The organism is Mucilaginibacter sp. CSA2-8R, from assembly GCF_038806765.1.
Taxonomy (GTDB): Bacteria; Bacteroidota; Bacteroidia; order Sphingobacteriales; family Sphingobacteriaceae; genus Mucilaginibacter.
The window spans coordinates 1,677,603-1,701,096 of the sequence record NZ_CP152389.1; the positions used below are offsets into that span (position 1 = coordinate 1,677,603).

Annotated in this window: 21 protein-coding genes and 2 tRNA genes; 8 read left to right on the top strand and 15 right to left on the bottom strand. The window is 42.2% G+C overall.

Annotated features, from left to right (window positions below; genetic code table 11):
- Positions 1-127: 127 nt before the first annotated feature.
- On the bottom strand, positions 128-1,270 hold the full coding sequence (locus AAGR14_RS07280; RefSeq protein ID WP_342647932.1) for a FecR domain-containing protein: 1,143 nt from the start codon (positions 1,268-1,270) through the stop codon (positions 128-130).
- Between the two features lie 154 nt (positions 1,271-1,424).
- Positions 1,425-2,015 carry an RNA polymerase sigma-70 factor gene (locus tag AAGR14_RS07285; RefSeq protein ID WP_342647933.1) on the bottom strand — a complete coding sequence of 197 codons (591 nt, stop codon included), beginning with the start codon at positions 2,013-2,015 and terminating at the stop codon, positions 1,425-1,427.
- Between the two features lie 410 nt (positions 2,016-2,425).
- Here AAGR14_RS07285 and AAGR14_RS07290 point away from each other — a divergent pair, with 410 nt between their 5' ends.
- Entirely contained in the window at positions 2,426-2,683 is a 258-nt protein-coding gene (locus AAGR14_RS07290) for a hypothetical protein (RefSeq protein WP_342647934.1), read from the top strand.
- Between the two features lie 597 nt (positions 2,684-3,280).
- Here AAGR14_RS07290 and AAGR14_RS07295 read toward each other — a convergent pair.
- From AAGR14_RS07295 to AAGR14_RS07305, 3 genes are all read right to left on the bottom strand, one after another.
- Positions 3,281-3,366: transfer RNA gene (locus AAGR14_RS07295), tRNA-Leu, on the bottom strand.
- Positions 3,367-3,416: 50 nt separating this feature from the next.
- A tRNA-Gly gene (locus tag AAGR14_RS07300) sits at positions 3,417-3,492 on the bottom strand.
- Positions 3,493-3,602: 110 nt separating this feature from the next.
- Positions 3,603-4,085, bottom strand: coding sequence for a regulatory protein RecX (locus tag AAGR14_RS07305; protein WP_342647935.1), 483 nt, complete (start codon positions 4,083-4,085; stop codon positions 3,603-3,605).
- 57 nt (positions 4,086-4,142) lie between these two features.
- Here AAGR14_RS07305 and AAGR14_RS07310 point away from each other — a divergent pair, with 57 nt between their 5' ends.
- Positions 4,143-6,608, top strand: coding sequence for a bifunctional UDP-N-acetylmuramoyl-tripeptide:D-alanyl-D-alanine ligase/alanine racemase (locus AAGR14_RS07310; protein WP_342647936.1), 2,466 nt, complete (start codon positions 4,143-4,145; stop codon positions 6,606-6,608).
- A gap of 14 nt (positions 6,609-6,622) precedes the next feature.
- The gene (locus tag AAGR14_RS07315; protein WP_342647937.1) at positions 6,623-7,219 is read left to right on the top strand and encodes a DUF502 domain-containing protein; all 597 of its coding nucleotides are present in this window, start codon (positions 6,623-6,625) and stop codon (positions 7,217-7,219) included.
- Positions 7,220-7,429: 210 nt separating this feature from the next.
- On the opposite strand, the gene AAGR14_RS07320 is transcribed toward AAGR14_RS07315, so the two are convergent.
- Together AAGR14_RS07320 and accD are read right to left on the bottom strand one after the other, a co-directional pair.
- Positions 7,430-9,496: a M13 family metallopeptidase gene (locus AAGR14_RS07320; RefSeq protein WP_342647938.1), complete on the bottom strand. Its 2,067-nt coding sequence runs from the start codon at positions 9,494-9,496 to the stop codon at positions 7,430-7,432.
- Between the two features lie 382 nt (positions 9,497-9,878).
- Positions 9,879-10,724, bottom strand: coding sequence for an acetyl-CoA carboxylase, carboxyltransferase subunit beta (accD, locus tag AAGR14_RS07325; RefSeq protein WP_342648683.1), 846 nt, complete (start codon positions 10,722-10,724; stop codon positions 9,879-9,881).
- Between the two features lie 187 nt (positions 10,725-10,911).
- Here accD and fbaA point away from each other — a divergent pair, with 187 nt between their 5' ends.
- From fbaA to AAGR14_RS07340, 3 genes are all read left to right on the top strand, one after another.
- Positions 10,912-11,991 carry a class II fructose-bisphosphate aldolase gene (gene fbaA / locus AAGR14_RS07330; RefSeq protein ID WP_342647939.1) on the top strand — a complete coding sequence of 360 codons (1,080 nt, stop codon included), beginning with the start codon at positions 10,912-10,914 and terminating at the stop codon, positions 11,989-11,991.
- 95 nt (positions 11,992-12,086) lie between these two features.
- On the top strand, positions 12,087-12,599 hold the full coding sequence (locus tag AAGR14_RS07335; RefSeq protein ID WP_342647940.1) for a low affinity iron permease family protein: 513 nt from the start codon (positions 12,087-12,089) through the stop codon (positions 12,597-12,599).
- Positions 12,553-12,984 carry a GNAT family N-acetyltransferase gene (locus tag AAGR14_RS07340; RefSeq protein ID WP_342647941.1) on the top strand — a complete coding sequence of 144 codons (432 nt, stop codon included), beginning with the start codon at positions 12,553-12,555 and terminating at the stop codon, positions 12,982-12,984. Before AAGR14_RS07335 ends, AAGR14_RS07340 begins: the two co-directional genes overlap by 47 nt.
- Before the next feature lie 80 nt (positions 12,985-13,064).
- Here the strand turns inward: AAGR14_RS07340 and AAGR14_RS07345 are convergent, their stop codons facing one another.
- From AAGR14_RS07345 to AAGR14_RS07370, 6 genes are all read right to left on the bottom strand, one after another.
- Positions 13,065-14,384, bottom strand: coding sequence for an NAD(P)/FAD-dependent oxidoreductase (locus AAGR14_RS07345; protein ID WP_342647942.1), 1,320 nt, complete (start codon positions 14,382-14,384; stop codon positions 13,065-13,067).
- Between the two features lie 101 nt (positions 14,385-14,485).
- Positions 14,486-17,461, bottom strand: coding sequence for a protein translocase subunit SecDF (gene secDF, locus AAGR14_RS07350; protein ID WP_342647943.1), 2,976 nt, complete (start codon positions 17,459-17,461; stop codon positions 14,486-14,488).
- A gap of 110 nt (positions 17,462-17,571) precedes the next feature.
- Positions 17,572-18,054, bottom strand: a complete 483-nt coding sequence (locus tag AAGR14_RS07355; RefSeq protein WP_342647944.1) for a dihydrofolate reductase — start codon at positions 18,052-18,054, stop codon at positions 17,572-17,574.
- 25 nt (positions 18,055-18,079) lie between these two features.
- On the bottom strand, positions 18,080-18,460 hold the full coding sequence (locus AAGR14_RS07360) for a type II toxin-antitoxin system death-on-curing family toxin (RefSeq protein ID WP_342647945.1): 381 nt from the start codon (positions 18,458-18,460) through the stop codon (positions 18,080-18,082).
- Positions 18,457-18,645: a hypothetical protein gene (locus AAGR14_RS07365; RefSeq protein ID WP_342647946.1), complete on the bottom strand. Its 189-nt coding sequence runs from the start codon at positions 18,643-18,645 to the stop codon at positions 18,457-18,459. The genes AAGR14_RS07360 and AAGR14_RS07365 overlap by 4 nt, the downstream gene beginning before the upstream one ends.
- Positions 18,646-18,671: 26 nt before the next feature.
- Positions 18,672-19,493 (bottom strand): thymidylate synthase, encoded by an 822-nt coding sequence (locus AAGR14_RS07370; RefSeq protein ID WP_342647947.1) that lies wholly within the window; start codon positions 19,491-19,493, stop codon positions 18,672-18,674.
- A 120-nt stretch (positions 19,494-19,613) separates the two neighbouring features.
- Between AAGR14_RS07370 and ispE the strand changes: the two genes are divergently transcribed.
- The gene (gene ispE / locus AAGR14_RS07375) at positions 19,614-20,417 is read left to right on the top strand and encodes a 4-(cytidine 5'-diphospho)-2-C-methyl-D-erythritol kinase (RefSeq protein WP_342647948.1); all 804 of its coding nucleotides are present in this window, start codon (positions 19,614-19,616) and stop codon (positions 20,415-20,417) included.
- Between the two features lie 23 nt (positions 20,418-20,440).
- Here ispE and AAGR14_RS07380 read toward each other — a convergent pair whose 3' ends face one another.
- Together AAGR14_RS07380 and AAGR14_RS07385 are read right to left on the bottom strand one after the other, a co-directional pair.
- Positions 20,441-21,172 carry an MBL fold metallo-hydrolase gene (locus tag AAGR14_RS07380; RefSeq protein WP_342647949.1) on the bottom strand — a complete coding sequence of 244 codons (732 nt, stop codon included), beginning with the start codon at positions 21,170-21,172 and terminating at the stop codon, positions 20,441-20,443.
- A gap of 14 nt (positions 21,173-21,186) precedes the next feature.
- Positions 21,187-22,425 carry an MFS transporter gene (locus AAGR14_RS07385; RefSeq protein WP_342647950.1) on the bottom strand — a complete coding sequence of 413 codons (1,239 nt, stop codon included), beginning with the start codon at positions 22,423-22,425 and terminating at the stop codon, positions 21,187-21,189.
- Positions 22,426-22,548: 123 nt separating this feature from the next.
- Here AAGR14_RS07385 and AAGR14_RS07390 point away from each other — a divergent pair, with 123 nt between their 5' ends.
- The gene (locus AAGR14_RS07390) at positions 22,549-23,436 is read left to right on the top strand and encodes a LysR substrate-binding domain-containing protein (protein WP_342647951.1); all 888 of its coding nucleotides are present in this window, start codon (positions 22,549-22,551) and stop codon (positions 23,434-23,436) included.
- Positions 23,437-23,494: the final 58 nt, after the last annotated feature.

Consider the following 23,494-nt stretch of genomic DNA (forward strand, 5'->3'; position numbering starts at 1 on the left):
CCTTTGGCCGGTAAGTGTACCACCACTTGCCGGCTTTTTGCTGAGCACCTCAGTTGCGGGGTTACTTTTGTAAACAATTGTTCATAAAACAGGGGTTAAGGTGAGCGTTAAGGTTATTTGATAAGGTTTAGGGTGTTATTATAATTTTTTTGTCTTCAATTTTAAAATGCAAGCCTGAGTAGCTTAATATTTCCAATACTTGCGAGGCATTTACATTTCGTGCAATGGTTCCGCTGAAGGTTTTATCAGGTATTTTGCCGTTATAAGTAACTTTTACATCATACCATCGGGAAATCTGGCGCATTACAGACTCAACCCCAGCCTGGTTAAATTCAAAAAATCCGTTTTTCCACGCAATGGCCTCATTTGCATTTTGAAGTGTATTTACGGTAATTGCAGCGCCTGATACTTCGGTATTAACCTGGGTTTGCTGTCCCGGATTTAAAGTAGCGTTTTGGTTTTTAGTGGTGACCTTAATCCTGCCTTGTAACAAAGTGGTTTTAATGTCGGGCTCATCCGTGTAAGCATTAACATCAAAATGGGTACCCAGCACTTCTACTTTTTGGTTGTTTGTTATTACCCTAAATGGCCTGGCCGGATTATGAGTTACTTCAAAATACGCTTCACCTGTAATTTCTACCTCGCGCGAGCTGCCTTGAAACACCGTTGGAAACTTAATGGATGATGCCGCATTAAGCCACACTTTTGTACCGTCAGATAATGTTAATGTGTACTGGCCTCCTCTTGGGGTTGATAGTGTGTTGTAGGCAACTGCGTTACTATTTTGAGGCGTGATTGTACCTGCGCTGTTATAAACTACTTTGCCATCACCAGCTTTGCTTATGGCTACTGCCCCTTCGGTTGCAATTTGGCCGGTCGAAACATCATTTAGAGTTATGGTATGGCCGCCTGCTAAGATGAGTATTGCTTTATTGCGCCCGGGTAACAAGTCATGCTTGATAGTTTGGGTGTAATAAGCCGGGGCTGATTTTTTGTTTAACAAAAAATAGGTGCCTGCTGCGGCAAACATTAGGAGAGCCGCTGCCAAACCCAGCCAGGAATAAAGTGATATTGCAGATTTATTACCCGGTTGATTAATGTTAGCTTGAGAGAAAATCTGTTTTTTTATCCGCTCCCTAAAGTCGGCTTCGCCTTCATTGGAGTTGATTTCATGCACTGTGTCATCAAATGAATTGTACCATTGGTCAAATTCATTTCTCTCAGCAGGAGTAATGGTGTTGTTAAGCCACTTTTCAGCAAGCTTAAGCATTCTTTCATCCGGTTGTTGCAAAGACATTTAGGGACTCTTTATTACAAAACCGTTTGAAAGCTGGAAATCCCTTAGTCTATTAAGGAATATTTTACTTCTTTTTTAATTAAAAAGCGCAATCAGAGAGCTAAAAGTCAATTTCAACTCCTTGAAGTCAGATTTTGGGAAAATAAAATGCAAGAAAAGCTAATAAAACGTAGCCAAATTTACCTCTTAGTACTTTTCTGGCTTTTGAAAGGTGGGCTTCTACTGTCTTTTCGGATATATTAAGTTCGCTGGCTATTTGTTTTTGAGAATATCCCTGCTCGTATTTTAGTTTATACACCAGCTGACATTTTTCTGGTAGTGCTTTAATGGTAAGCTGCAGGGTTTGCTGCAATTCGTCCATATCTAACTGTTTCAACAAGCTTTCATCAACCTCTGTAAAGCTATTAGTAAGCTCCTGGCTATATTTAGAAACATGAGCGCGCTTACGCATGGCATCAAGTATCTCAAACTTAACAGCTATAGAAAGATAATTGGCAAAACCTGTAGAAAGGTTAAATGTCTCTCTTCGCCGCCATAAATTCAAAAATATTTCCTGTACTATTTCTTCAGCTTCGTCTTCGTCTCCCAAACGTTTGCTGGCCATTACAAAAAGCTGTTTCCAGTAACGCTCATAAATAACCGTGAATGCCGAAGTACTACCTTCTTTTAGGTGCAAAGCCAACTCGTGGTCGGGTAGATTATTTAAAGCCACTGCCATTCCAATAACGAATATAACTATATATTAACGTAAATTTAAAATACTGATTTTTTAAAACAAGGGTGTAGTTTGTTGTGAAGCGGGATTAAATTAATATACTTTTAATCAGCCTAAAAAATCAATAAACGACCAGGCAGGTAGCTGTTACTTGCTGTTAAAGTACATTTTTCAACATTTTACAGTTCGCTATAACGTTTTAATTAACTACCTCAGATCTTTACAGTCGGTCTGTTAGAAGATTTGCGGTGCCCGTTCGGATTTATATCAGAAAATCTTCCATCAATTAACGGTTGTTATACGGAGGTAGAGGCAGCTGTCTGCTTATTACTTATTACCACATTGGCAAGTTGTCTCAAATCTTGTGTTCGGCTCTCACAAAACTGGCCGCTAAGTAACCTAATGTGGCTTTGTTGAATTTATCGTTAAAATTAGCCGCGGTACATTTGGCATTCTTTTGTTTCTTACAGCTATTGTTAAAGGGCGCCACAAATACCATCATTTCAGACGCATTAAACCAGTTTAGAAGTGCTTTTAAGCAGTTAGATGACAACGAAAAAAGTGACGACGACGGGAGTGATTTTGCAATATATTTTAACCAGGTACATTATAACTTTTTGGGCACCTTGCCGACTTCGCACCAAGATTTACAGAAGGTACAGCCCAACTGACGCAATGGCTTAAAGAAGGTAAACTTACCTACTCAGAAACAATTGTGAATGGATTTGAAAAATTGCCGGAAGCATTCCTTGGCTTGTTTGAAGGTAAGAACGAAGGGAAGATGATTGTTGAGATATAAAAACAAGCAATTGTTTGCACTCGCCACAAACTACTATAAATACAATCAAATCAATAAGCTCTGCTACCGCTTAGATATAAAAATTGTATGAATTAATTATACCGGAACAGTTGCCATTAGCAATAGCGGACTATATAAAGTGGTGATAAACAAGACAGTCTGTTGCAGTAAACGCATCATTGTAGCGATACAAAAAAGCACTGTGGGCGAGAAAATGGTATTGGCACCGCAGCAAAGCCCTTTGCACCAAAGAATACAAAGTTGGGTAAGTAATAATGTGCAGAAAAAGTTTAACCGCTATAAGTAATTCAATACACGTGCATCATACATCGGTCTTGAATTGCTTTGATAACCGGGCTACCAACACAAGTACTTAATGCTACATTGCCAAGACCAAGGCTTTCAGAGCTGTTTCCAGAGCCGAATAGCATCACAAAAAAAGCCCTTCTGATTTCTCAGAAGGGCTTTGTACCCAGGGCGGGAATCGAACCCGCACTCGCTTTAAGGCGAACAGGATTTTAAGTCCTGCGTGTCTACCAGTTCCACCACCTGGGCAGGTGATTAACCTTTTCAAAAATAAATCCCTTACTGGTTAAGAAGGGATTTGGAGCGAAAGACGAGATTCGAACTCGCGACCCCGACCTTGGCAAGGTCGTGCTCTACCAACTGAGCTACTTTCGCATTTGTTTCCGGAGGCTTTGCTTTGCGTAACCCCCTTGCGTTTTGGTGATGCAAATATAGGCACATAAACCTATTCCGCAAATAAAAAATTTAAAAGTTTTTTAACTATTTCATAACTCACTGGATTTCAAAACATCATTTATTAAATCGCTTTCAAAACCCCGGCTCATGGCATACTGTTGCAGTTTGTAACGGCGTTTAAAAGTATCACTTTCGCCAATTTGAGATTGTTTCTTCTCTAATATTTTTTGTAAAACGCTTATATATTCATCTCCGTCTATCAATTGCAGCGCTTTGCCAATGAGTTTGTCAGGTACTCTTTTAAGTTTAAGGCCTTGTTTTATCTTTATTCGTCCCCAGCCTTTCATCCTAAACTTGCCTTGAGCATAGGCTCTGGCAAAGCGTTCTTCGTTTAAATAGTTACCGGTAATTAACTGGCTAATTACACTTTCAACACCGGTAGGGTACATGCCCATTTCGTATAGCTTATCGCGCACTTCTTGTTGTGAACGTTCCTGGTAGGCGCAAAACTGTTCGGCTTTAATTAAGGCAGTTTTTTCGTCGGTAATTCTCTTCTTTTTCGGCTCATCCATGCAAACCAAATTTACCAAAAATTCTTCTGTTTACATAAATATAGCCACTTTAGTACCATGTTGAGCAGCCAGTATTCTATCCTCGAAGTACAGCAAATTATTTACGCTTCGGGTAACATTGTTAGAGAAAATAACATCAGTGTGCTGCTCACCGACAGCCGCCAAATCAGTAATCCGGCCGAGAGTTTATTCTTTGCACTGGATGGTCGGCGCGATGGCCATGCATTTGTTAACGAGGCTTACAACCATGGTGTACGCGACTTTGTAGTGCGCTATGTGCCCGAAGGTGATTACCCGGCTGCTAACTTTCTAGAAGTGCCTGATGTACTGCAGGCGCTGCAAGCGCTGGCTGCTCACCACCGCAGCCGTTTTAACCTGCCTGTTATCGGTATTACAGGCAGCAATGGCAAAACGATCGTGAAAGAGTGGCTATATCAGTTGATGGGCACCGATAAAAATGTAGTGCGAAATCCGAAAAGCTATAATTCACAGATTGGTGTGCCGCTGTCTGTTTGGCAAATACAGGCAGATAACGACTTGGGTATTTTTGAGGCGGGTATATCTACGGTAGGAGAGATGGATGCCTTGCAGGCCATTATACAACCTACAATCGGCGTATTAACCCATTTAGGCTCTGCCCATGACGAAGGCTTCGAGAGCCGGACCCAAAAAGTGCAGGAAAAACTTAAGCTGTTTAAAAACTGCGGCCTGCTTATACATAATTACGATCAGTTGGTGGAGTACCAGGCCGACCTGCCTGCCACAACTACGTTTACCTGGAGCCTTAATTTTAAGCAGGCCGATTTATATGTGTTTAGCCAAACGGTAATATCTAAACGGTTTTACCTGCGAGCCATTTATAAGGGTAAAGAAATTGAGTGTTTGATTCCTTTTTTGGATGAAGCCTCGGTAGAGAATGCCATTTTGTGCTGGGCTACTTTGTTAGCGCTTGATTATAGCCCTGTAGATGCAGACAAAAAACTGGAGCATTTAAGCCCGGTAAGTATGCGGCTGGAGATGAAAACCGGTATTAATGATTGTTCGGTCATCGACGACTCTTACAACTCCGATATCCGCTCACTCGAAATTGCGCTTAACTTTTTGCAGCAGCAAAATCAGCATAAAATTAAAACACTGATTTTGTCTGACATTTATCAGTCCGGTTTACCACCGCATGACCTGTATAGCCGGGTTGCCGATTTAGTTAAAGCTAAACGGGTGGATAAACTGATAGGCGTAGGCGAAGCCATTTCGCAGCATCAAAATCTTTTTGCCGAAGTACCGCAAAGGTTTTTTTATACACAAACAGCCGAAATGCTGCGGCATCGTAAAGAAATTAATTTTAATAACGAGGCTATACTCATTAAAGGGGCGCGTAGCTTTGAGTTCGAACGCATCAGCAGGGCTTTATCCCAAAAGGCGCATGAAACTATGCTGGAGATTAACCTCAATGCGCTGCTGGGTAATCTTAATTTCTACAAATCAAAGCTGCAGCCCGGAGTTAAATTAATGGCTATGGTCAAAGCATTTTCGTACGGCAGTGGCACGTTTGAGGTAGCTAACATTTTGCAGTACAATAAAGTTGATTACCTGGCGGTGGCCTACATTGATGAAGGTATAGCTTTGCGGCAAGCAGATATTACGCTGCCCATTATGGTGCTTAACCCTGAGCCATCTGCTTTTGAAAAAATGGTGGAATTTAAGTTGGAACCCGAAGTTTACAGTTTCGGCATGCTGGATAAATTAGTGAGGTATGCGCAGCTTCACCAAATTTCGGCTTATCCGGTGCATTTAAAGATTGATACAGGAATGCATCGTTTGGGTTTCGAAGAGTATGAGCTGGAAACGTTGTATGATTTGGTACAGGATAATCCGTACATTAAAGTGGTATCCATCTTTTCACATTTGGTGGCGAGTGATAACGAAGCGCATGATGCCTTTACCCGCAAACAAATTAAGGCTTTTAAACAGGCGTTCGCACTGATGGAGCAAGCATTGGGCTATCCTGTAATTAAACATATCTCCAACACATCTGCTATTACGCGCTGGCCTGATGCGCAGTTTGACATGGTGAGATTGGGTATTGGCTTATATGGCATTGATGCCGCCGTGCCTGAGCATTTAAATGGTTTACAACCTATCGCTACGCTCAAAACCAGTATATCACAAGTGAAAAATATAATAGCCGGCGACACCATAGGTTATAACCGCAACGGCTCCCTGCTTAAAGACGGGCGTATAGCTACCGTACGTATCGGTTATGCCGATGGATATTTGCGGGCCTTTGGTAATGGTGTAGGCAAAATGCTGGTTAAAGGCGTGTTAGTGCCTACGGTAGGTAACATTGCCATGGATATGTGTATGATTGATGTAAGCAGCGTTGAAGTGAAGGAAGGCGACGAGGTGATTGTGTTTAACGAGCAGCAAACTATCGAAGATTTGGCCGCACAAATAGGTACCATTCCCTATGAAATTTTAACCAATATTTCGCAGCGCGTTAAAAGAGTGTATTTTTATGAGTAAAATTGCCGTTGTTTATGAATACGGTTGCACGGACCCTTATACGTTATTTCATCAAAGGCATGCTGGTAGTTGTGCCTTTGGGTGCAGCTGCTTTTTTAATATACTGGGCCGTATCTCGTTTAGATAACGCCTTAAATTTAAGTGATGTATTGTGGGTTAATCCTAAAACCGGTAAGGCATTATACATTCCCGGATTAGGAATTTTAACTGTAGTTGTGCTCATCATGATTGCGGGTGTGTTGGTTACCAACGTAATCACCGATCCGATTAAAAACTGGTTTTACCGCTGGTTAAACCGTTTACCACTATTTAAATTCTTGTATTCATCCATCAAAGATTTAACGGAAGCTTTTGTAGGCGAAGAAAAGAAATTTAACGAACCAGTATTGGTGGAAGTTGGTTCGGCAGGTGTAAAGAAGATTGGATTTCTGACACAAAAAGATATGACCAAAATGGGTTTACCAGGCGAAGTGGCGGTGTACTTTCCGTATTCTTACTCGTTTGCCGGTCAGGTTGTAATTGTTCCGGCCGATAAGGTAAAACCTATCAAAAAGAACGCTGCTGAGGTGATGAAGTTTGTTATATCAGGTGGTGTCAGCGGTTTAGAGTAATTAATTTTAGATCGGGCCATTAATCACGTTAAGCACAACTCATTATTAAAGCTTGTCTTGCTCCTTTATAACTTAATCACCTAAGTTATACTCCTAAATATACTATCTACTCCATTTAGGCTAAAACTCACTGGTAGGTTTTAATATAAAAAGGCCCGACTCTATTAATAAAGTCGGGCCTTTAAGTAATTACCTTACGGTAAAAATTGATTACCAGATTCTGATACGGTCTTCTGGTTTTTTATACATTTTATCTCCAGGTTGCACGTTAAACGCTTTATACCAGGCATCGATGTTGGTTAAAGGTGCATTGGTACGGAACTGACCCGGTGAGTGAGGGTCGGTTTGCACTTGTAATGCTAAAGCCTCGGGGCGTTGTAAGCCTCTCCATACTTGTGCGTATGATAAAAAGAAACGCTGATCTGGCGTAAAGCCGTCAATTTTAGTGTTAGACTGGCCTTGTTTGGTCTTCTTAAATGCTTCGTAAGCAATGTTTACACCGCCTAAGTCTGCTAAGTTTTCGCCCAGGGTTAATTTACCGTTTACATGCAAAGTATCTAAAGCCGTAAACGCGCTGTATTGGTTCACCACTAAATCCGCACGCGATTTAAATTTATCGGCGTCGTCTTTTTTCCACCAATCGCGCAGGGTACCATCAGCATCGTACTGGCGGCCCTGGTCGTCAAAACCGTGTGTCATCTCGTGACCGATAACCGCACCTATGCCACCGTAATTTACAGCGTCGTCAGCTTTGTAATCGTAAAACGGAAACTGTAAAATACCAGCCGGGAACACAATCTCGTTATTCACTGGGTTGTAGTAAGCGTTAACGGTTGGCGGCGTCATGCCCCATTCGGTTTTATCAACCGGCTTACCTAAACGGCTAACCATGTCATTATAACCCCATTGACCAACACGACGAAGGTTACCAAAGTAATCATTACGGTCTACAGTTAAACCAGCGTAAGTTTCCCATTTGTCGGTATAGCCAATTTTTACAGTAAAGGCGTTTAGTTTGCGCAACGCACGTTCTTTCGTTTCAGGGGTCATCCACTCTAAACGTTTAATGCGGTCGCCTAAAGTCGACTTTAAGTTGTTTACCAGGGCCAGCATTGCTGCTTTTGCTTGTGGTGTAAAGTATTTCTCTACGTAAAGCTGGCCTAACAACTCGCCTAAGCTGCCGTCTACCAGGCCGGTCATGCGCTCATAGCGTGGAGCCTGTACCTGCTGGCCGCTCAACACACTGCTAAATTTAAACTGAGCCTTGTTAAAAGCTGAGGTTAACGAACCTGCAGAGCCGCGTAAGATGCCCCACTTCATGTACGTTTTTAAATCTTCCACTGGGGTAGAGGCTAAGATGCCGTCGGCAGCGGTTAAAAATGATGGAGAAGATACCAAGATAGTATCCTGACCATTTACTTTTAGCTTAGGCAGTATTTGTGCCCAGTTTAAGTGTGGCGTAGTTTGGCTTAAGCTGGCAACAGCAAACTTATTGTAAGTTTTGTTAGGGTCGCGCATTTCTACACGGCTCATTTGTGCCTGTGCTAACTTTTTCTCAAGCTCAAAAATAGTAGTTGCATTCTTCGCCGCTTCTTCAGGGGTGCTGCCGGTTAAGGTAAACAGGTCAACAATATACTGTTTGTAAGCATTTTGGATGCGGGTAGTGCGAGGGTCTGATTTTAAGTAGTAATCGCGGTCTGGCAAACTGGTACCGCCCTGGCCCAGGCTTACTACGTATTTGCTTACATGTTTAGGATCTTGCCTAACCCCAAAGCTGAACAGCGGGCTGCCGATAGCATGTGAGCGCTCGTAAGTAATTTCGTTAACTACACCATCTACACCATTGATGGCGTTGATGCGTTGCAAGTCTGGTTTGATCGGGTCAAAGCCACGTTTCTCAATGGCAACAGTATCCATGGCGCTGGCATATAAATCGCCAACACGTTGTTTAATACTGCCCTTAGCTGCGTTAGCCGATGTATTAGCCACTTCCTGCACAATACCCTGAAGTTTCTTTTTGTTGTCGTCGTTCAGGATGTTAAAACTTCCCCAACGAGTTTCTTTAGCCGGTATGGTGTTCTTTTTTAACCATCCGCCATTAGCATACTCAAAAAAGTCGTCGCCGGGTTTAACAGAATTATCCAGGTTAGCTGGATCAATAAATTTTTGAGGAGGAGCAAGTTTGGTTTTTCCTGGTTTGCCACCATCTACAGCATACACATTTGCGGATACACAAACGGCTGCTGCAAGCATTACATTTCCAAAATTAAATTTCATATTTAATTAATAACAAAAGCTAAATGTAAACAAATTCAACTGTTTAATAAAGTTAGTTAGTACATTATTACACAATGAAGATGCTTTCCGGTTTGGGGATATCGTTAAGTAAAATAATCGCGGACAATGAGTTTGGAGGTATTTAACTGAACGCTTATAGCCGGATAGAAGTTGAGTTATGCTACTTTAAACTTAAATAGAGTACATATATCTGCAATTAAGTATAAATGTAAATCTAGAAATGATAAAATGGAGATATAAGTAATTGTAGATATATGTAATTATGTATGTATGCAATTACATAGATGTTGGTTGTAAGACCTAAGGGTAATACGGATAAACACAAAAAAGGCCCTGCAATTTGCAGGGCCTTTTTTGTGTTTTAGTTAGCCATCATCTTTAAAAATGATGCCAGTTTTTCTTTCATTTCGCGACGATCAACAATGAAATCTAAAAAGCCATGCTCCTGCAAAAATTCTGCGGTTTGAAAGCCTTTAGGTAAGTCTTTCTTAATGGTTTCTTTAATTACCCGTGGGCCGGCAAAGCCAATCAGCGCGCCGGGCTCGGCAATATTGATATCGCCTAACATGGCATATGATGCAGTTACACCGCCAGTGGTTGGGTCGGTTAGTAGCGAAATATAGGGTATCCGTGCTTTAGCTAATAAAGCCAGTTTGGCAGATGTTTTAGCCATTTGCATTAACGAAAATGCAGCTTCCATCATGCGAGCACCGCCAGATTTAGAAATCATCAAAAACGGTATCTTGTGCTCGATACTGTAATCAATAGACCGGGCAATTTTTTCGCCCACTACCGATCCCATGGAGCCGCCAATAAAATTAAAATCCATGCAGGCTACCATCAACGGCTGGCCGTCAACAAAACCATGCGCGGCACGGATAGCATCTTTTAAACCGGTTTTAGCAATCGTGTCTGTAAGCCGGTCGCTGTATCTTTTAGTATCTACAAACTCCAGCGGGTCGCCAGATCTTAGGTTGGCAAACAGTTCGGTAAACTCATTATTGTCAAAGAGTATTGAAAAATACTCTTTAGAACCAATGCGTAAATGAAAGCCGCAATAGTGGCAAACATATTGGTTTTCGACCTGCTCAGTGTAATGCAGCGGTCTTTTACAATTCGGGCACTTGTTCCACACACCATCCGGCGCTTCTTTTTTATCCTCGGTAGAGGTAGTAATACCTTTTGATTCTCTTTTAAACCACGCCATTGCTTTTTCTATCATGAATAAAACGGATGCAAAGAAACAAAAATAATCTTACTTAATTCCTGGTTCCTTGGTATTGATATCGGTATAATTAACAAACTTAGTAACTATGCCAGTAAATAACTATATACTTTGTTACGTCAACCGTTTAAAATTTATACATTCGTAATATAAAAATTTATATCTCAACATGGATTTAAAAAGTTATAAAGGCGTTTTGCACGGCGACCAGGTGCAAGAAATGTTTGAAGCGGCAAAAAAGCACCAATTTGCTTTACCAGCAGTAAACGTAATCGGCACCAATTCTATCAATGCCGTAATGGAAACAGCCAAGGCGGTTAATTCTCCGGTAATTATTCAGCTGTCTAACGGCGGCGCTCAGTTTTATGCCGGTAAATCGTTAAATAACTCAAAGCTGCAAGCTTGTATTTTAGGAGGTGTATCTGCTGCCAAACACGTACACTTACTGGCCGAGCATTATGGTGTTGCCGTTATTTTGCATACTGACCATGCTGCTAAAAAATTACTTCCGTGGATAGATGGTTTGCTGGAGCATGGCGAAAAACATTTTGCTGAAACAGGTAAGCCCCTCTTCTCATCACATATGCTTGACTTGTCTGAAGAGCCGATTGAAGAAAATATTGAAATTTCGGCACAATACCTGGCTCGTATGGCTAAAATGAATATGACCATCGAGATTGAGTTAGGTGTAACCGGTGGTGAAGAAGACGGTGTAGATAACAGCGACGTAGACAGCTCACGTTTATATACCCAGCCCGAAGAAGTAGCTTATGCTTATGAGCATTTATCAGCAGTAAGCCCACGCTTTACAGTTGCGGCTGCCTTTGGCAACGTACATGGCGTTTACAAACCAGGCAACGTAAAACTACAGCCGGTTATTCTGCACAACTCACAAGAATACTTAAAGCAAAAGCACAACATCGCTGCCGATAAACCAATTAACTTTGTGTTTCACGGTGGCTCAGGCTCAAGCCAGGAAGAAATTCGTGAGGCTATCTCTTATGGCGCTATCAAAATGAATATTGATACCGATATGCAGTGGGCATTTTGGGAAGGTATTAAAGACTTTTACAAAAGCAAAGAAGGTTACTTACAATCACAAATTGGCAACCCGGAAGGTGAGGACTCGCCAAACAAAAAATATTATGACCCTCGTGTTTGGTTACGTAAAGGCGAAGAAACCTTTGTTAAGCGTTTAACGCAGGCTTTTGCCGATTTAAACTGCTTAGACGTAAACAGCAAACTGTAATTATAATATAATTTTAAACAGTAAAAGCGCTGATGCCTAAAAGGTATCGGCGCTTTTTTATGATATTTACTTCAAAAAAGAATAATTACTATATTATGTCTAAAAAGAAAACTGGTGTTATGGAGCGTTTTGCCAATTGGGCTACCAACGCTACGGGTAGTTCGGGGGCATTTATACTGGCGTCGTTAGTTGTAGTGGTGTGGGCGCTTAGCGGACCGGTTTTTCACTATTCTGAAACTTGGCAGCTGGTTATTAATACAGGTACAACAATCATTACTTTTTTAATGGTATTTTTAATCCAAAAGGCGCAAAATAAAGATTCGAGGGCGGTACATCTAAAGCTGAACGAATTAGTAGCAGCCATGGAAGGGGCCAGTAACCGGATGGTAAATATTGAAGATTTGAGCGAGGATGAGCTGGAGCAAATACATAAGTTTTATGTGCGCCTATCACAACTGGCCAAAAGCGAGGATAATTTGGGCTGTACCCACACTATCGACGCCGCTAACGTAAATCACGAGAAGAAAGAAGAACATACAAAAGGGACTACTAAGCGAATAAATGAAGAAAAAAATAGAAGTCAACAAGATAGCAGCCGGCAGTCCTGATTTGCCAAAGGCCTTTGCCATACGGCATGAGGTTTTTGTATTGGGGCAAGGTTGCCCTGCCGAATTGGAAAGAAACCAGGAGGAAGAGTCGCATCATTTTTTAGCTTTGGTAGATGATGAACCGGCCGGTGCATCGCGCTGGCGTAAAACAGACAACGGCATTAAATTGGAGCGCTTTGCTGTGCTGAGCCAATACAGGGGACAGGGTATAGGCCAGGCACTGGTAACGGCTGTATTGAACGACTTACCAGCGGAAGTGAGTTATGTTTATCTGCATGCGCAGTTACCTGCAGTTGGCCTGTACGAAAAATTTGGTTTTGAAAAGGTAGGGCCGGAGTTTGAAGAAGCCGGTATCAGGCACTATAAAATGGTGCTAAACAGATAATTCTCGTCCAACATTGTATAAAACAAAACAGCCTGGAGCATTTGCACCAGGCTGTTTTGCGTTAAGAAATAACAATAATATCAATCTGTTTTTGGCAGTTGTGCCGCAGCTGCTGCTGCAGGAGCCGCTTCGCGTACATAGCGCCGGATGATTAAACGAGTGCCACCATTGTAGGTAACATAGCTGCCTAACCAGTTAATAAAAGTGATCACCTTGTTACGGAAACCTAATAATGATATTAAGTGAACAAACATCCAGATTAGCCACGCAAAAAAGCCGCTTAATTTAATTTTACCTAAGTCGGCTACAGCCTTGTTACGGCCAATGGTTGCCATTGAGCCTAAGTCTTTATATTTAAAAGGCTCGGTGGGTTTGCCGGCAATAATATTTGACAGGTTTTCGGCCAATTTTTTACCTTGTTGTATGGCTACTTGTGCCACACCAGGATGCCCGTTAGGTGTAGCTTCTGTTACGGAAGCGCCTACGTCGCCAATGGCGAAGACATTTTGAGTTCCTACCACCCTGCAAATCTCATCGGTTTTAATTCGGTTACCGCGTACCAGATTTTCTTTAGCAATACCTTCGGGCACTACACCCATTACACCGGCAGACCATACCACATTTTTGGTGCGTATTACGCGGCCGTCTTCAAACTTAAGTTCAGTGCCATCATAGCTCGCAACTTTTACGTTCAGTAGCAAATCAACTCCCATGTTAACTAAAAAGTCTTTAGCCTTAGCCGAGGCTTCTTCAGACATTGGGCCAAGCACCTTCGGTAAAAAGTCTACCAAGTAAACTTTCATTTCTTCTTTTTTTAGTTCAGGGTAGTCTTTAGAAAGTACGTGGTTGCGCAGCTCCGCAAACGAGCCTGCTAATTCTACCCCTGTTGGTCCGGCGCCAACCATCACAAAGGTTAAGTAAGGCTCGCGCTCTTCTGGGGTAGGGGCAATAACCGCTTGCTCCAAATTTTGTAAAAACATATACCGCAGGTTTAGTGCCTCAGGTATAGTTTTCATAGGCATGGCGTAATGCTCAATATCCTTGTTACCAAAAAAGTTGGTAGTTGAGCCGGTAGCCATTACCAGATAGTCATAAGCAATTTCACCAATAGTAGTTTCTATGTAGTTATTCTCCAGGTTTACACCGGTAATTTCGGCCACCCGGAAACGAATATTTTTCTGACCTTCAAAGTTTTTGCGCAGCGAAAATGCAATCGACTCACACTCCAGGCTACCGGTAGCAACCTGGTAAAGCAGGGGAGGGAACGAGTGGTAATTATGTTTATCAAGTAGTAAAATTTCTACGGGTTCTTTGGCCAGGTGCTTGGCCAACTCTATGCCGCCAAAGCCTCCGCCTACAATTACTACCAGTGGAAATTTTGAATTTTGTTTTGCATCCATTTTTTTGTACCTGTTAGGGGTTAGGGTTGATGTCTTGTTTGTATAAACAAAAAAGGCTTCAAATGTTCTTTGAAGCCTTTAGTAAAATATGCTAAATGTGATTATGCGTTAAGCTTCTTGCCGCCAAAATCGAGCATAATTGGTGTTGCTACACAGATAGAAGAGTATGTACCGAAGCACACACCTACTAACAGTGCAAACGAAAATCCGCGGATTACATCGCCACCAAATACGAACAGAACGATTAGCACAAAGATAACAGTTAAGGCTGTAATAATAGTACGGCTTAATGTGCTATTAATAGCCTGATTAACTACTACCGACGGATCATCGGTTTTAGAATGATGCAGGTTGAGGAACTCACGGATACGGTCAAACACTACTACAGTATCATTAATTGAGTAACCGATAACGGTTAGTATAGCCGCAATAAATGCCTGGTCAATATCTAAAGCAAATGGTAATAAGCCTTTAAAAAGCGAGAAGAATGAAAGCACAAGCAAAGCATCGTGAGCTGTAGCCACCATCGCACCCATACTAAACTGCCATCTGCGGAAACGTATCAATATGTAAGCCGATATCACCAGGATAGCGATAATTACTGTCCAGATAGAAGAACGTTTGATATCATTAGCAATGGTAGGACCTACTTTTTGTGAACTTAAGATTTTGAAACTTGGCGAAATCTTAGCTAAGCCCTGGCGTACGGTACTTTCTACTTTATTGTCGCCGGTGGTAGTGTTATCGTCTATTAGGTAGTTGGTGGTAATACGCACCTGATTTGCTCCACCAAAAGATTTAACCTCTGTACCGCGATTAAGCAGTGCGTCCAGTTGGTTGTGTACCTCTTCGGTAGATACGTTTTTGTCAAAACGAACCACATAAGTACGGCCACCCTGAAAATCAACACCGTAATCAAAACCTCTGGTTAACATTGATGCTACACCAAGCAGAATGAAGATACCAGAGAAGGCATAAAATTTAAAGCGGTTTTTTACAAAGGCAAAGTTCGAACCTTTGAACAGATTAGCGCTCCAGGCATTCGATACTTTGATATCCATGTTTTTGTCCAGCATCCACTCGAAAATTACACGGGTAATTAACAGCGAACAGAACAATGAAGTGACAATACCAATCATCAAGGTAGTAGCAAAACCCTGGATTGGGCCTGAACCAAAGATGAACAAAATTAAACCGGTTAAGAAGCTACTGATCTGCGAGTCAAGAATTGATGACAATGCGTGTTTGTAACCATCGGCGATGGCTATACGTTTTGATTTGCCTGCAGCTAACTCTTCGCGTACGCGTTCATAAATCAGTACGTTGGCATCTACCGATATACCTAAAATGAGTACAATACCTGCTATACCTGGCAAGGTAAGTACTGCACCAAGGCTGGTTAATACACCCATCAAAAAGAATACGTTCACAAATACAGCAACGTCAGCCACTATACCGGCATTGTTGTAATAGATGATCATGAACACCAATACCACGGCCAAACCAACCGCACATGACATTAAACCGTCGTTAATTGCTTCCTGACCTAAAGATGGACCAACGATATCTTCTGATACGATGCGGGCAGGGGCTGGTAAACGACCGGCTTTTAATACGTTAGCTAAGTCTTTAGTTTCATCTTGGGTAAAGTTACCACTGATAGACGAACGACCGCCAGAAATTTCGTTGCTTACCCGTGGAGCTGATACTACGTTATCGTCTAACACAATGGCGATAGAGCGGTTGTCGTTTTCATCACCAGGGTTACCTGCTGCTTCTGCAGTGGCACGTCTCCAAGACTTAGCACCTTCGGAGTTCATTTCCATGGTAACTTCGTAGCCGCCGCTGTTTTGATCTAAATCACTTTTAGCATCGGTAATTACTTCGCCGCTTAATACCGGGCCATTTTCGGCACCCGATAATTTGATAGCATATAATTGCACGGCCTTGTTGCCTTGAGCAGGTTTCGCACCCCACAACAGTTTCATGTTTTTAGGAAGCACCGCTTGTACTTCAGGGCTTTTAAGGTAGTTATTAACTTTAGCAGTATCGGTAACAGCAGAAATACCTACGGCAGGGCCCGGAATTAACTGCGGGCCTTGAGGGCCTTGTCCAACCGACGGATTTAAAACCGCAAATAATGGAGCGGTTTCGGCTAACTTAGATTTGTTTTTTAAGCTGGCAGCAGACGTATCTTTAGCAGCGCTTTGTTTTACCTTGCTTAATAACGAACCGCCATTTTTAGCAGTATCGGCAGCCGCAGTTGCAGCAGGTGCCGCTGTTGTGTCTTTTTTAGTGACTGTTTTATTTTTAGCAGCCAGGATACCATTGATGTTGTTAAGTAATGGGTAAACTTCCTGATTGTCATAAGTGGCATAAAACTCCAGTTTTGCAGAGCCTTGTAACAGTTTGCGTACACGCTCTTTGTTAGACTCAGATACACCCGGAAGTTCTACCAAAATACGGTTACCGGCTTGCTGCTGAATGTTAGGAGAAGTTACACCAAACTTATCAATACGGTTACGCAAGATATTGAATGATTGAGTAACTGCAGCGTTTGACTGGTCGCGCAGGTAAGACTCTACCTGGCTGTTAGTGGCGTCAAACTTTAAGTTGCTTTGATTAGACTGTGTAGAAAAAATTGGCGCTAACTTGCCGTTAGGAGCCAGTTTTTTATACTCACGCATAAAAATGTCGATGTAGTTTTCGGGGCTGGTTTTAGCAATTACATCGGCATTATGCAGGGCTTGGTTAAAGGTAACATCAGCATTGTTGTTAGCCAGTGAGCGGATCAACTCGCTTAACGAAATTTGCATAGTTACGTTCATGCCGCCCTTTAAGTCGAGGCCCAGAGCCAATTCTCTGTCTTTGCAGTACTGAAAGCTGTGTTTAAACAGCGGATAAACCGGCTGCGATGAAATAGAATCCAGATAAGCTTTCTCTTTCTCCGAATTACCTTTTGCATAGTTCCGCGCATCAGCTTCAACACTTCTGGTTACCCAGGTAAATGATAGCTGATACAAGCAAACAAGCGCCAACAGAACGGCAAAAAATTTAATAACCCCTTTACCTTGCATGGTGTAGTCTATGTGTAAATTAATTTATAAGCTTTAAAATTAAGTCGGCAAATCTAATAAAATTTAGTTATGGAAACGTTTTAAATAAAACAAAATAAATCAGTTGGTTGTTAGCGACGTTTTAAAGTAACAAAGGAGTACGGGAGCGGATTTTTCTCGTCAGGCTCGTGGTTTTCTCGGCTCACTTCAAGCCATTCTTCAGGCTTAATTTCAGGAAAAAAGGTATCCGCTTCGAAAGCCTGATGCACAATGGTTAAGTATATAGAATCGGTTAGCGGGAGCGCCTGTCGATATATTTCTGCACCGCCAATGATATACAAATCACTGTCTCTTCTGCCGATCGCTATGGCCTCCTGTATTGAGCTGGCCACCTCGCATCCGGGTATCTCAATAGCCTGCCGGGTAACTACAATGTTACGACGCTTAGGCAAAGGCCTGCCCACCGATTCATAAGTTTTGCGCCCCATAATTACAGTGTGGCCGGAGGTGATTTCTTTAAAGTGTTTCAGGTCATTAGGCAGATGCCACAATAACTGGTTATTTTTACCGATAGCATTATTGGTGGCGATGGCCACTACGATGTAGATGTTCATTGGTTGTTGCGGCGTTAGTTAATTCTTAGAGCAAAGGGATGATTCGGGATTGCAGCCAGGTTTTAATTTCTTCAAACCTTAATTCGCCGGTGCTTGAACCTATTACAAAGTCGTAAAGCTCGTCTTCTGTGGCTTCAACGTCCAATTGGCTATCGGCCAGTATCAGCATCATCAAAGCAAAAGCAATTCGTTTATTGCCATCAACAAAAGGGTGGTTAATAATCAGGCTTTCAAACAGGGCACTTGCTTTTTCTAATGCCGACGGGTAAAGGTCTTGTTGGTCAAACGTACTAAATGGGCGAGCGAGTGCTGCTTCTAAACCCCGCTGGTCGCGTACACCTTTGCTGCCACCAAATTCGTCAATCAGCTCATGATGCATACGGATGGCATCATCAACAGAAATCATTGGGCAAGTCGTTTGAGCAGGCCACGATGCTTGTTTATAACAGCTTTGAAATTACTTGATTGCTGCAGCTCTCCGGTTGATTGATTTTTAACTTCTTTTAAGAAATCCAAAATCTCGGCTAACGATTCTTCAGGTACTTCGTCGACAATTTTTTTTATTTCAGCTTTAATTTCGATGGCTGTCATACTCAAATTTAAGTATTATTAGTTAATTACACCGCCACTGCAGCCTTGATATGCGGCCATGGGTCGTAGTTTTCCAGTGTAAAGTCTTCATATTTAAATCCGAAGATGTCTTTAACTTCCGGGTTGATACGCATAGTTGGTAGTGGGCGGGGCTCGCGGCTCAGTTGCAGATGTGCCTGCTCAAGGTGGTTGTTGTAAATGTGGGCATCGCCAAAAGTATGTATGAAGTCGCCGTAATCTGAATCGCATACCTGCGCCACCATCATGGTTAACAGGGCATAGGAGGCAATGTTAAATGGTACGCCTAAAAATATATCGGCGCTGCGCTGGTATAACTGGCAGGATAATTTGCCTCGGGTTTCGCCTTTTTGCGTATTGGCAGGCTCCACGTAAAATTGGAACAGGCTATGGCAGGGCGGCAAAGCCATCTGGTCAACGTCGGCTACGTTCCAGGCCGATACCATAATGCGGCGCGAGTCGGGATTGGTTTTTAACTGTTTAATTACCTGGCTGATCTGGTCGATGTTTCGGCCATCGGGTGTTGGCCAAGAACGCCATTGGTAGCCGTAAACCGGACCCAGGTTTCCATCAGCATCAGCCCATTCGTCCCAAATACGAACGCCGTTTTCTTTCAAATATTTAATATTTGTATCACCGCTTAAAAACCAAATGAGTTCGTGAATGATGGATTTTAAGTGTAGCTTTTTAGTAGTTACCAGCGGAAAACCCTCTTGTAAATTAAAGCGCATCTGGTAACCAAAAACGCTGATGGTTCCGGTGCCGGTGCGATCGTGTTTTTGTGCGCCGTTTTCAAGCACGTGGCGCATTAAATCGAGGTATTGTTTCATAGCTGGTAAAGTAAACCGGTGTTGGATTGAAGTTACAGGCTTACCGATGCAAATTAAATTAATTTAATCTATTTAGCCTTTCCTACCTTTGTAAAAATTAAGAACGGCCCTTAGCGTACCATGATTGTATTTCCAAACGCCAAAATCAATTTAGGATTAAACATTACCCAACGGCGGCCAGATGGTTACCACAACCTCGAAACCATATTCTATCCTTTGATGATTAAAGATGCGCTTGAAATTATTGAGAGCGATGCGCTAAGTTTCCAATCGTCAGGTATTCATATCCCCGGCGATCGTGAAACAAATTTATGTTTAAAAGCCTATCAGCTGCTTAAGCAGGATTTTGATTTACCGCCGGTAAGCATTCATCTGCATAAGCACATCCCCATTGGTGCAGGCTTGGGCGGAGGGTCGGCTGATGCCGCTTTTATGATTAAATTGTTAAACCAGCAATTCGAGTTGGGTTTAACACCCGAAAATATGATGAATTATGCCCGCCAGTTGGGGGCCGACTGTGCTTTTTTTATCAACAATGAGCCGGTTTATGCTTTTGACAAAGGCGACCGTTTTGAGCCGGTTGAGCTTAACCTGTCTCGGTATTGCCTGGTACTGGTGATGCCCCCCGTGCACGTATCTACCGCCGAAGCTTACGGCGGAATTACACCCAAACCAGTGGAGGTATCTTTAAAAAACTTGATACAACAACCAATAAGCCATTGGAAAACGCACATCAAAAATGATTTTGAAGAGCATATTTTTAAAGCTTATCCCGTGATTGCTGGTGTTAAAAGTGCTTTGTACCAGGCCGGGGCCATATATGCTAGCATGAGCGGCAGCGGGGCATCGGTATTTGGTGTTTTCGAAAAGCAACCTGTTTTATCAGCCCTCGCGAAAAGTAACCAGGTTTTTTATAACGTATAATAAAGACGTAAGAGCCTTTTTTATTAGAACTGAATAAACGGCTCCTCCGTATCGTGGTATAACAAAACCTGCCATTGTTCGGCTTTAGCTTGCTGTTCCCATTGCCGGCGTAATTGCATGGCTTTCCGGCCATCATAATCTGTTTTGTAAGCAATATGATGGTAGAGATAATTTTTTTTGGGTAAATCATCAGCACCATAAAAAACAATCCGATTGCTGTCATGTAACCAAAATACCTGCATGTATGGTGTATGTCCGCCTACAACCTGATAGGTAATATTAGGTGTGATATTTCCGCTGTCAACAGTTAATAATTTCAAATTAGGCAACCTGCTAAGTTGTTGCAACAAACTGATATTATAAGATGGATTGTTTTGCTGCCCTAAAGCAAATGTTAGTTCTCTTTGCTGCAGATAAATATCAGCGTTGTTGAAATGAGTTTTAAATATTCCATTTTGAAAATATCCGAGACCGCCAACATGATCGTTATGCAAGTGCGACAAGAGTACCTTAGTTACTTCTTTCGCATTGATGCCGTGTTGGGCTAAAAGCGATTCGATTAAATAACCGTTGTCCACATTCGCCTCAAGGCCGGTGTCTAACAAGATGACTTCTGCGTCGGTTCTTACTAAAAACGGCCTAACCGATAGGCGCAGCATATGTTGATCCGGCAATATGTCATCATGGCTTGCCAGCTGATAGTGCTTTTGCTGATCCACGTGATAGATACCTTCATCTAACGGAGTAATTTTCATGATCTTTATTATGCTTAGGCTGCCTTAAGTATGGCCTTGTTGCTGCCACTGTTTTCTTTGGCCTGTTTTTGATAAAATACGTAAGCCGCTATGGTAATCATACCTAATATACCTTCTAATGCAACAACTTCGCGGGGTTTAAGATATTCTGCCAAAAAGCCAATCAGTAAACTGCCTATCGGAGTAATGCCCAAGTACGCCATTACGTAATAGCTGATAGTACGTGCGCGCATGGCAGGCGCAGCATGAGTTTGAATGTAAGTATTTATGGATGATGTTTGTGCCATCATACCTACACCGCTAATGACCATACCTACCAGCGCTAACGGTAAGTGGTTTGAAACAGCCAGGATTAAAACGCCTGCGCCAAATAATACACTTGCTACTATCGTAATTTGGGTAAGCTTGTTAATATTTTTAAGTCTGGCCAGATATACCGCACTAATTAGTGAGCCTAAACCTATGGCACTTTCAAAAAGGCTGAACGTGCCTGAGGTACCATTAAACAAATCTTTAGCAAAAACAGGCATTAGTGTAGTAAACGGAATTACAAAAAGGCTGCTGGCACTAAGCAATACAATAAGGCTTACAATCTGTTTTTCTGATATTACATACTCCAATCCTTCTTTCAGCTCATGCCAAATGTCTTTTTGTGATTTGGCCGAAGGATGGATATTTATCTTCATCAGGTATAAACAAATTAAAACAGGCACAAAGCTGAAAAAGTTACTGATGAAACAAAAGTCTTCGCCCAGCGTGCTTAAGATAATTCCGGCTATGGCAGGGCCCGCCACACGGGCCAGGTTGGTAATGGTGGAGTTAAGTGCTATGGCGTTGGGCAGGTCGGCTTTGTCATCAACCAGTTCCACCATCAATGATTGGCGGCAGGTAACATCAAAGGCATTAATAATACCTTGCAGAAGGCTAAGGGCTATGATGATGGAAATGTTATATACCTGAAAATAAATCAGTCCGGCTAACAAACCAGCCTGCAGCATAGCCAGTTTTTGCGTGTTTTTCATCACCTTAAACCGGTCGTGGCGGTCAATGTAACTGCCGGCATAAGGCGATAACAGGAGGGAAGGAATTAAGCTAACAAAGCTGACGATGCCAAGCAAAAGCGCCGAGCCGGTAAGGCGGTAAACTAACCAAACCACCGCTGTTTTTTGTATCCAGGTACCTAAAAGTGATATTGACTGACCATAAAAAAACAGTTTGAAATTTTTGTATTTGAAAGACCTAAATGCATCCATAATCTCGCTCCCGTATCTGCTAAGTATTTATTTAATTTTATTACGCAACAAATTTCGGCAGGAATGATTAATTTGTAAAACGTTATTTTTCTATAACATCAATCGATAAAACCGATAACAGATATGGAACTTAGGCAGCTCCGGTATTTCATTAAAGCTAAAGAATTATTAAACTTTACGGAAGCGGCTGCACTGCTGTTTATCAGCCAGAGTACACTCTCGCAACAAATTAAACAGTTGGAAGACGAATTAGGTACGCCTCTGTTTAACAGGGTAGGGAAGCATATTTACTTGACCGAGGCCGGTAACCTGTTTTATACCTATGCCCTGCAGTGTGTACAAAAAGCTAATGATGGTTATCAGGTGCTTAAAGATTTAAGCAACCTGGAAACCGGGGATTTAATGATAGGCACTACCTATGGGTTAAGGCATATTTTGTCGCCTGCTATACAGGCTTTTCATCATCAGCATCCGCAAATTACTATTCAGGTGATATTTGGTACCTCGACAGAACTAACGGACAGGCTGTCGAAATTTGAGCTCGACTTTGTGTTAACTTTTGAAGAAGTGACGCATAACCAGAATATGAAATATCAGCCGCTGTTTAGCTCGGAGCTAAGTCTGATTGCCTGCAAAGGTTCGCCGCTGGCCGAAAAAAAGACAGTTACCTTGCAAGATATTCAAAACTTGCCGCTGGCACTGCCGGCACGGGGGTTTAGTACGCGCAAGTTTGTTGATGAAGTGTTTGAAAAACATCATCTTAGTCCCCGAATTATCCTGGAAACCAACGACATTCCTACCCTGCTTGAATTGGTGGGCACTGGTTACTGGAATACCATTTTGGCGCAAACTACCGTGAGTAACCAAAAAAACCTGGTGTCCATTCCTATCCGCTCACTCAAAACTTTGCAGCAGGCCGCTATTGTGTCATTACACGATGTTTATGAAAAGCAGGCCGTGAAAGCATTTTTTGAGGTATTGCTGCATTTGGATTTAAATGAATTGCACTAAACATTCAGATAGACAGCAGAGCTATTCGTCAATAACCTGACGGTGTAAAAGCATAAAA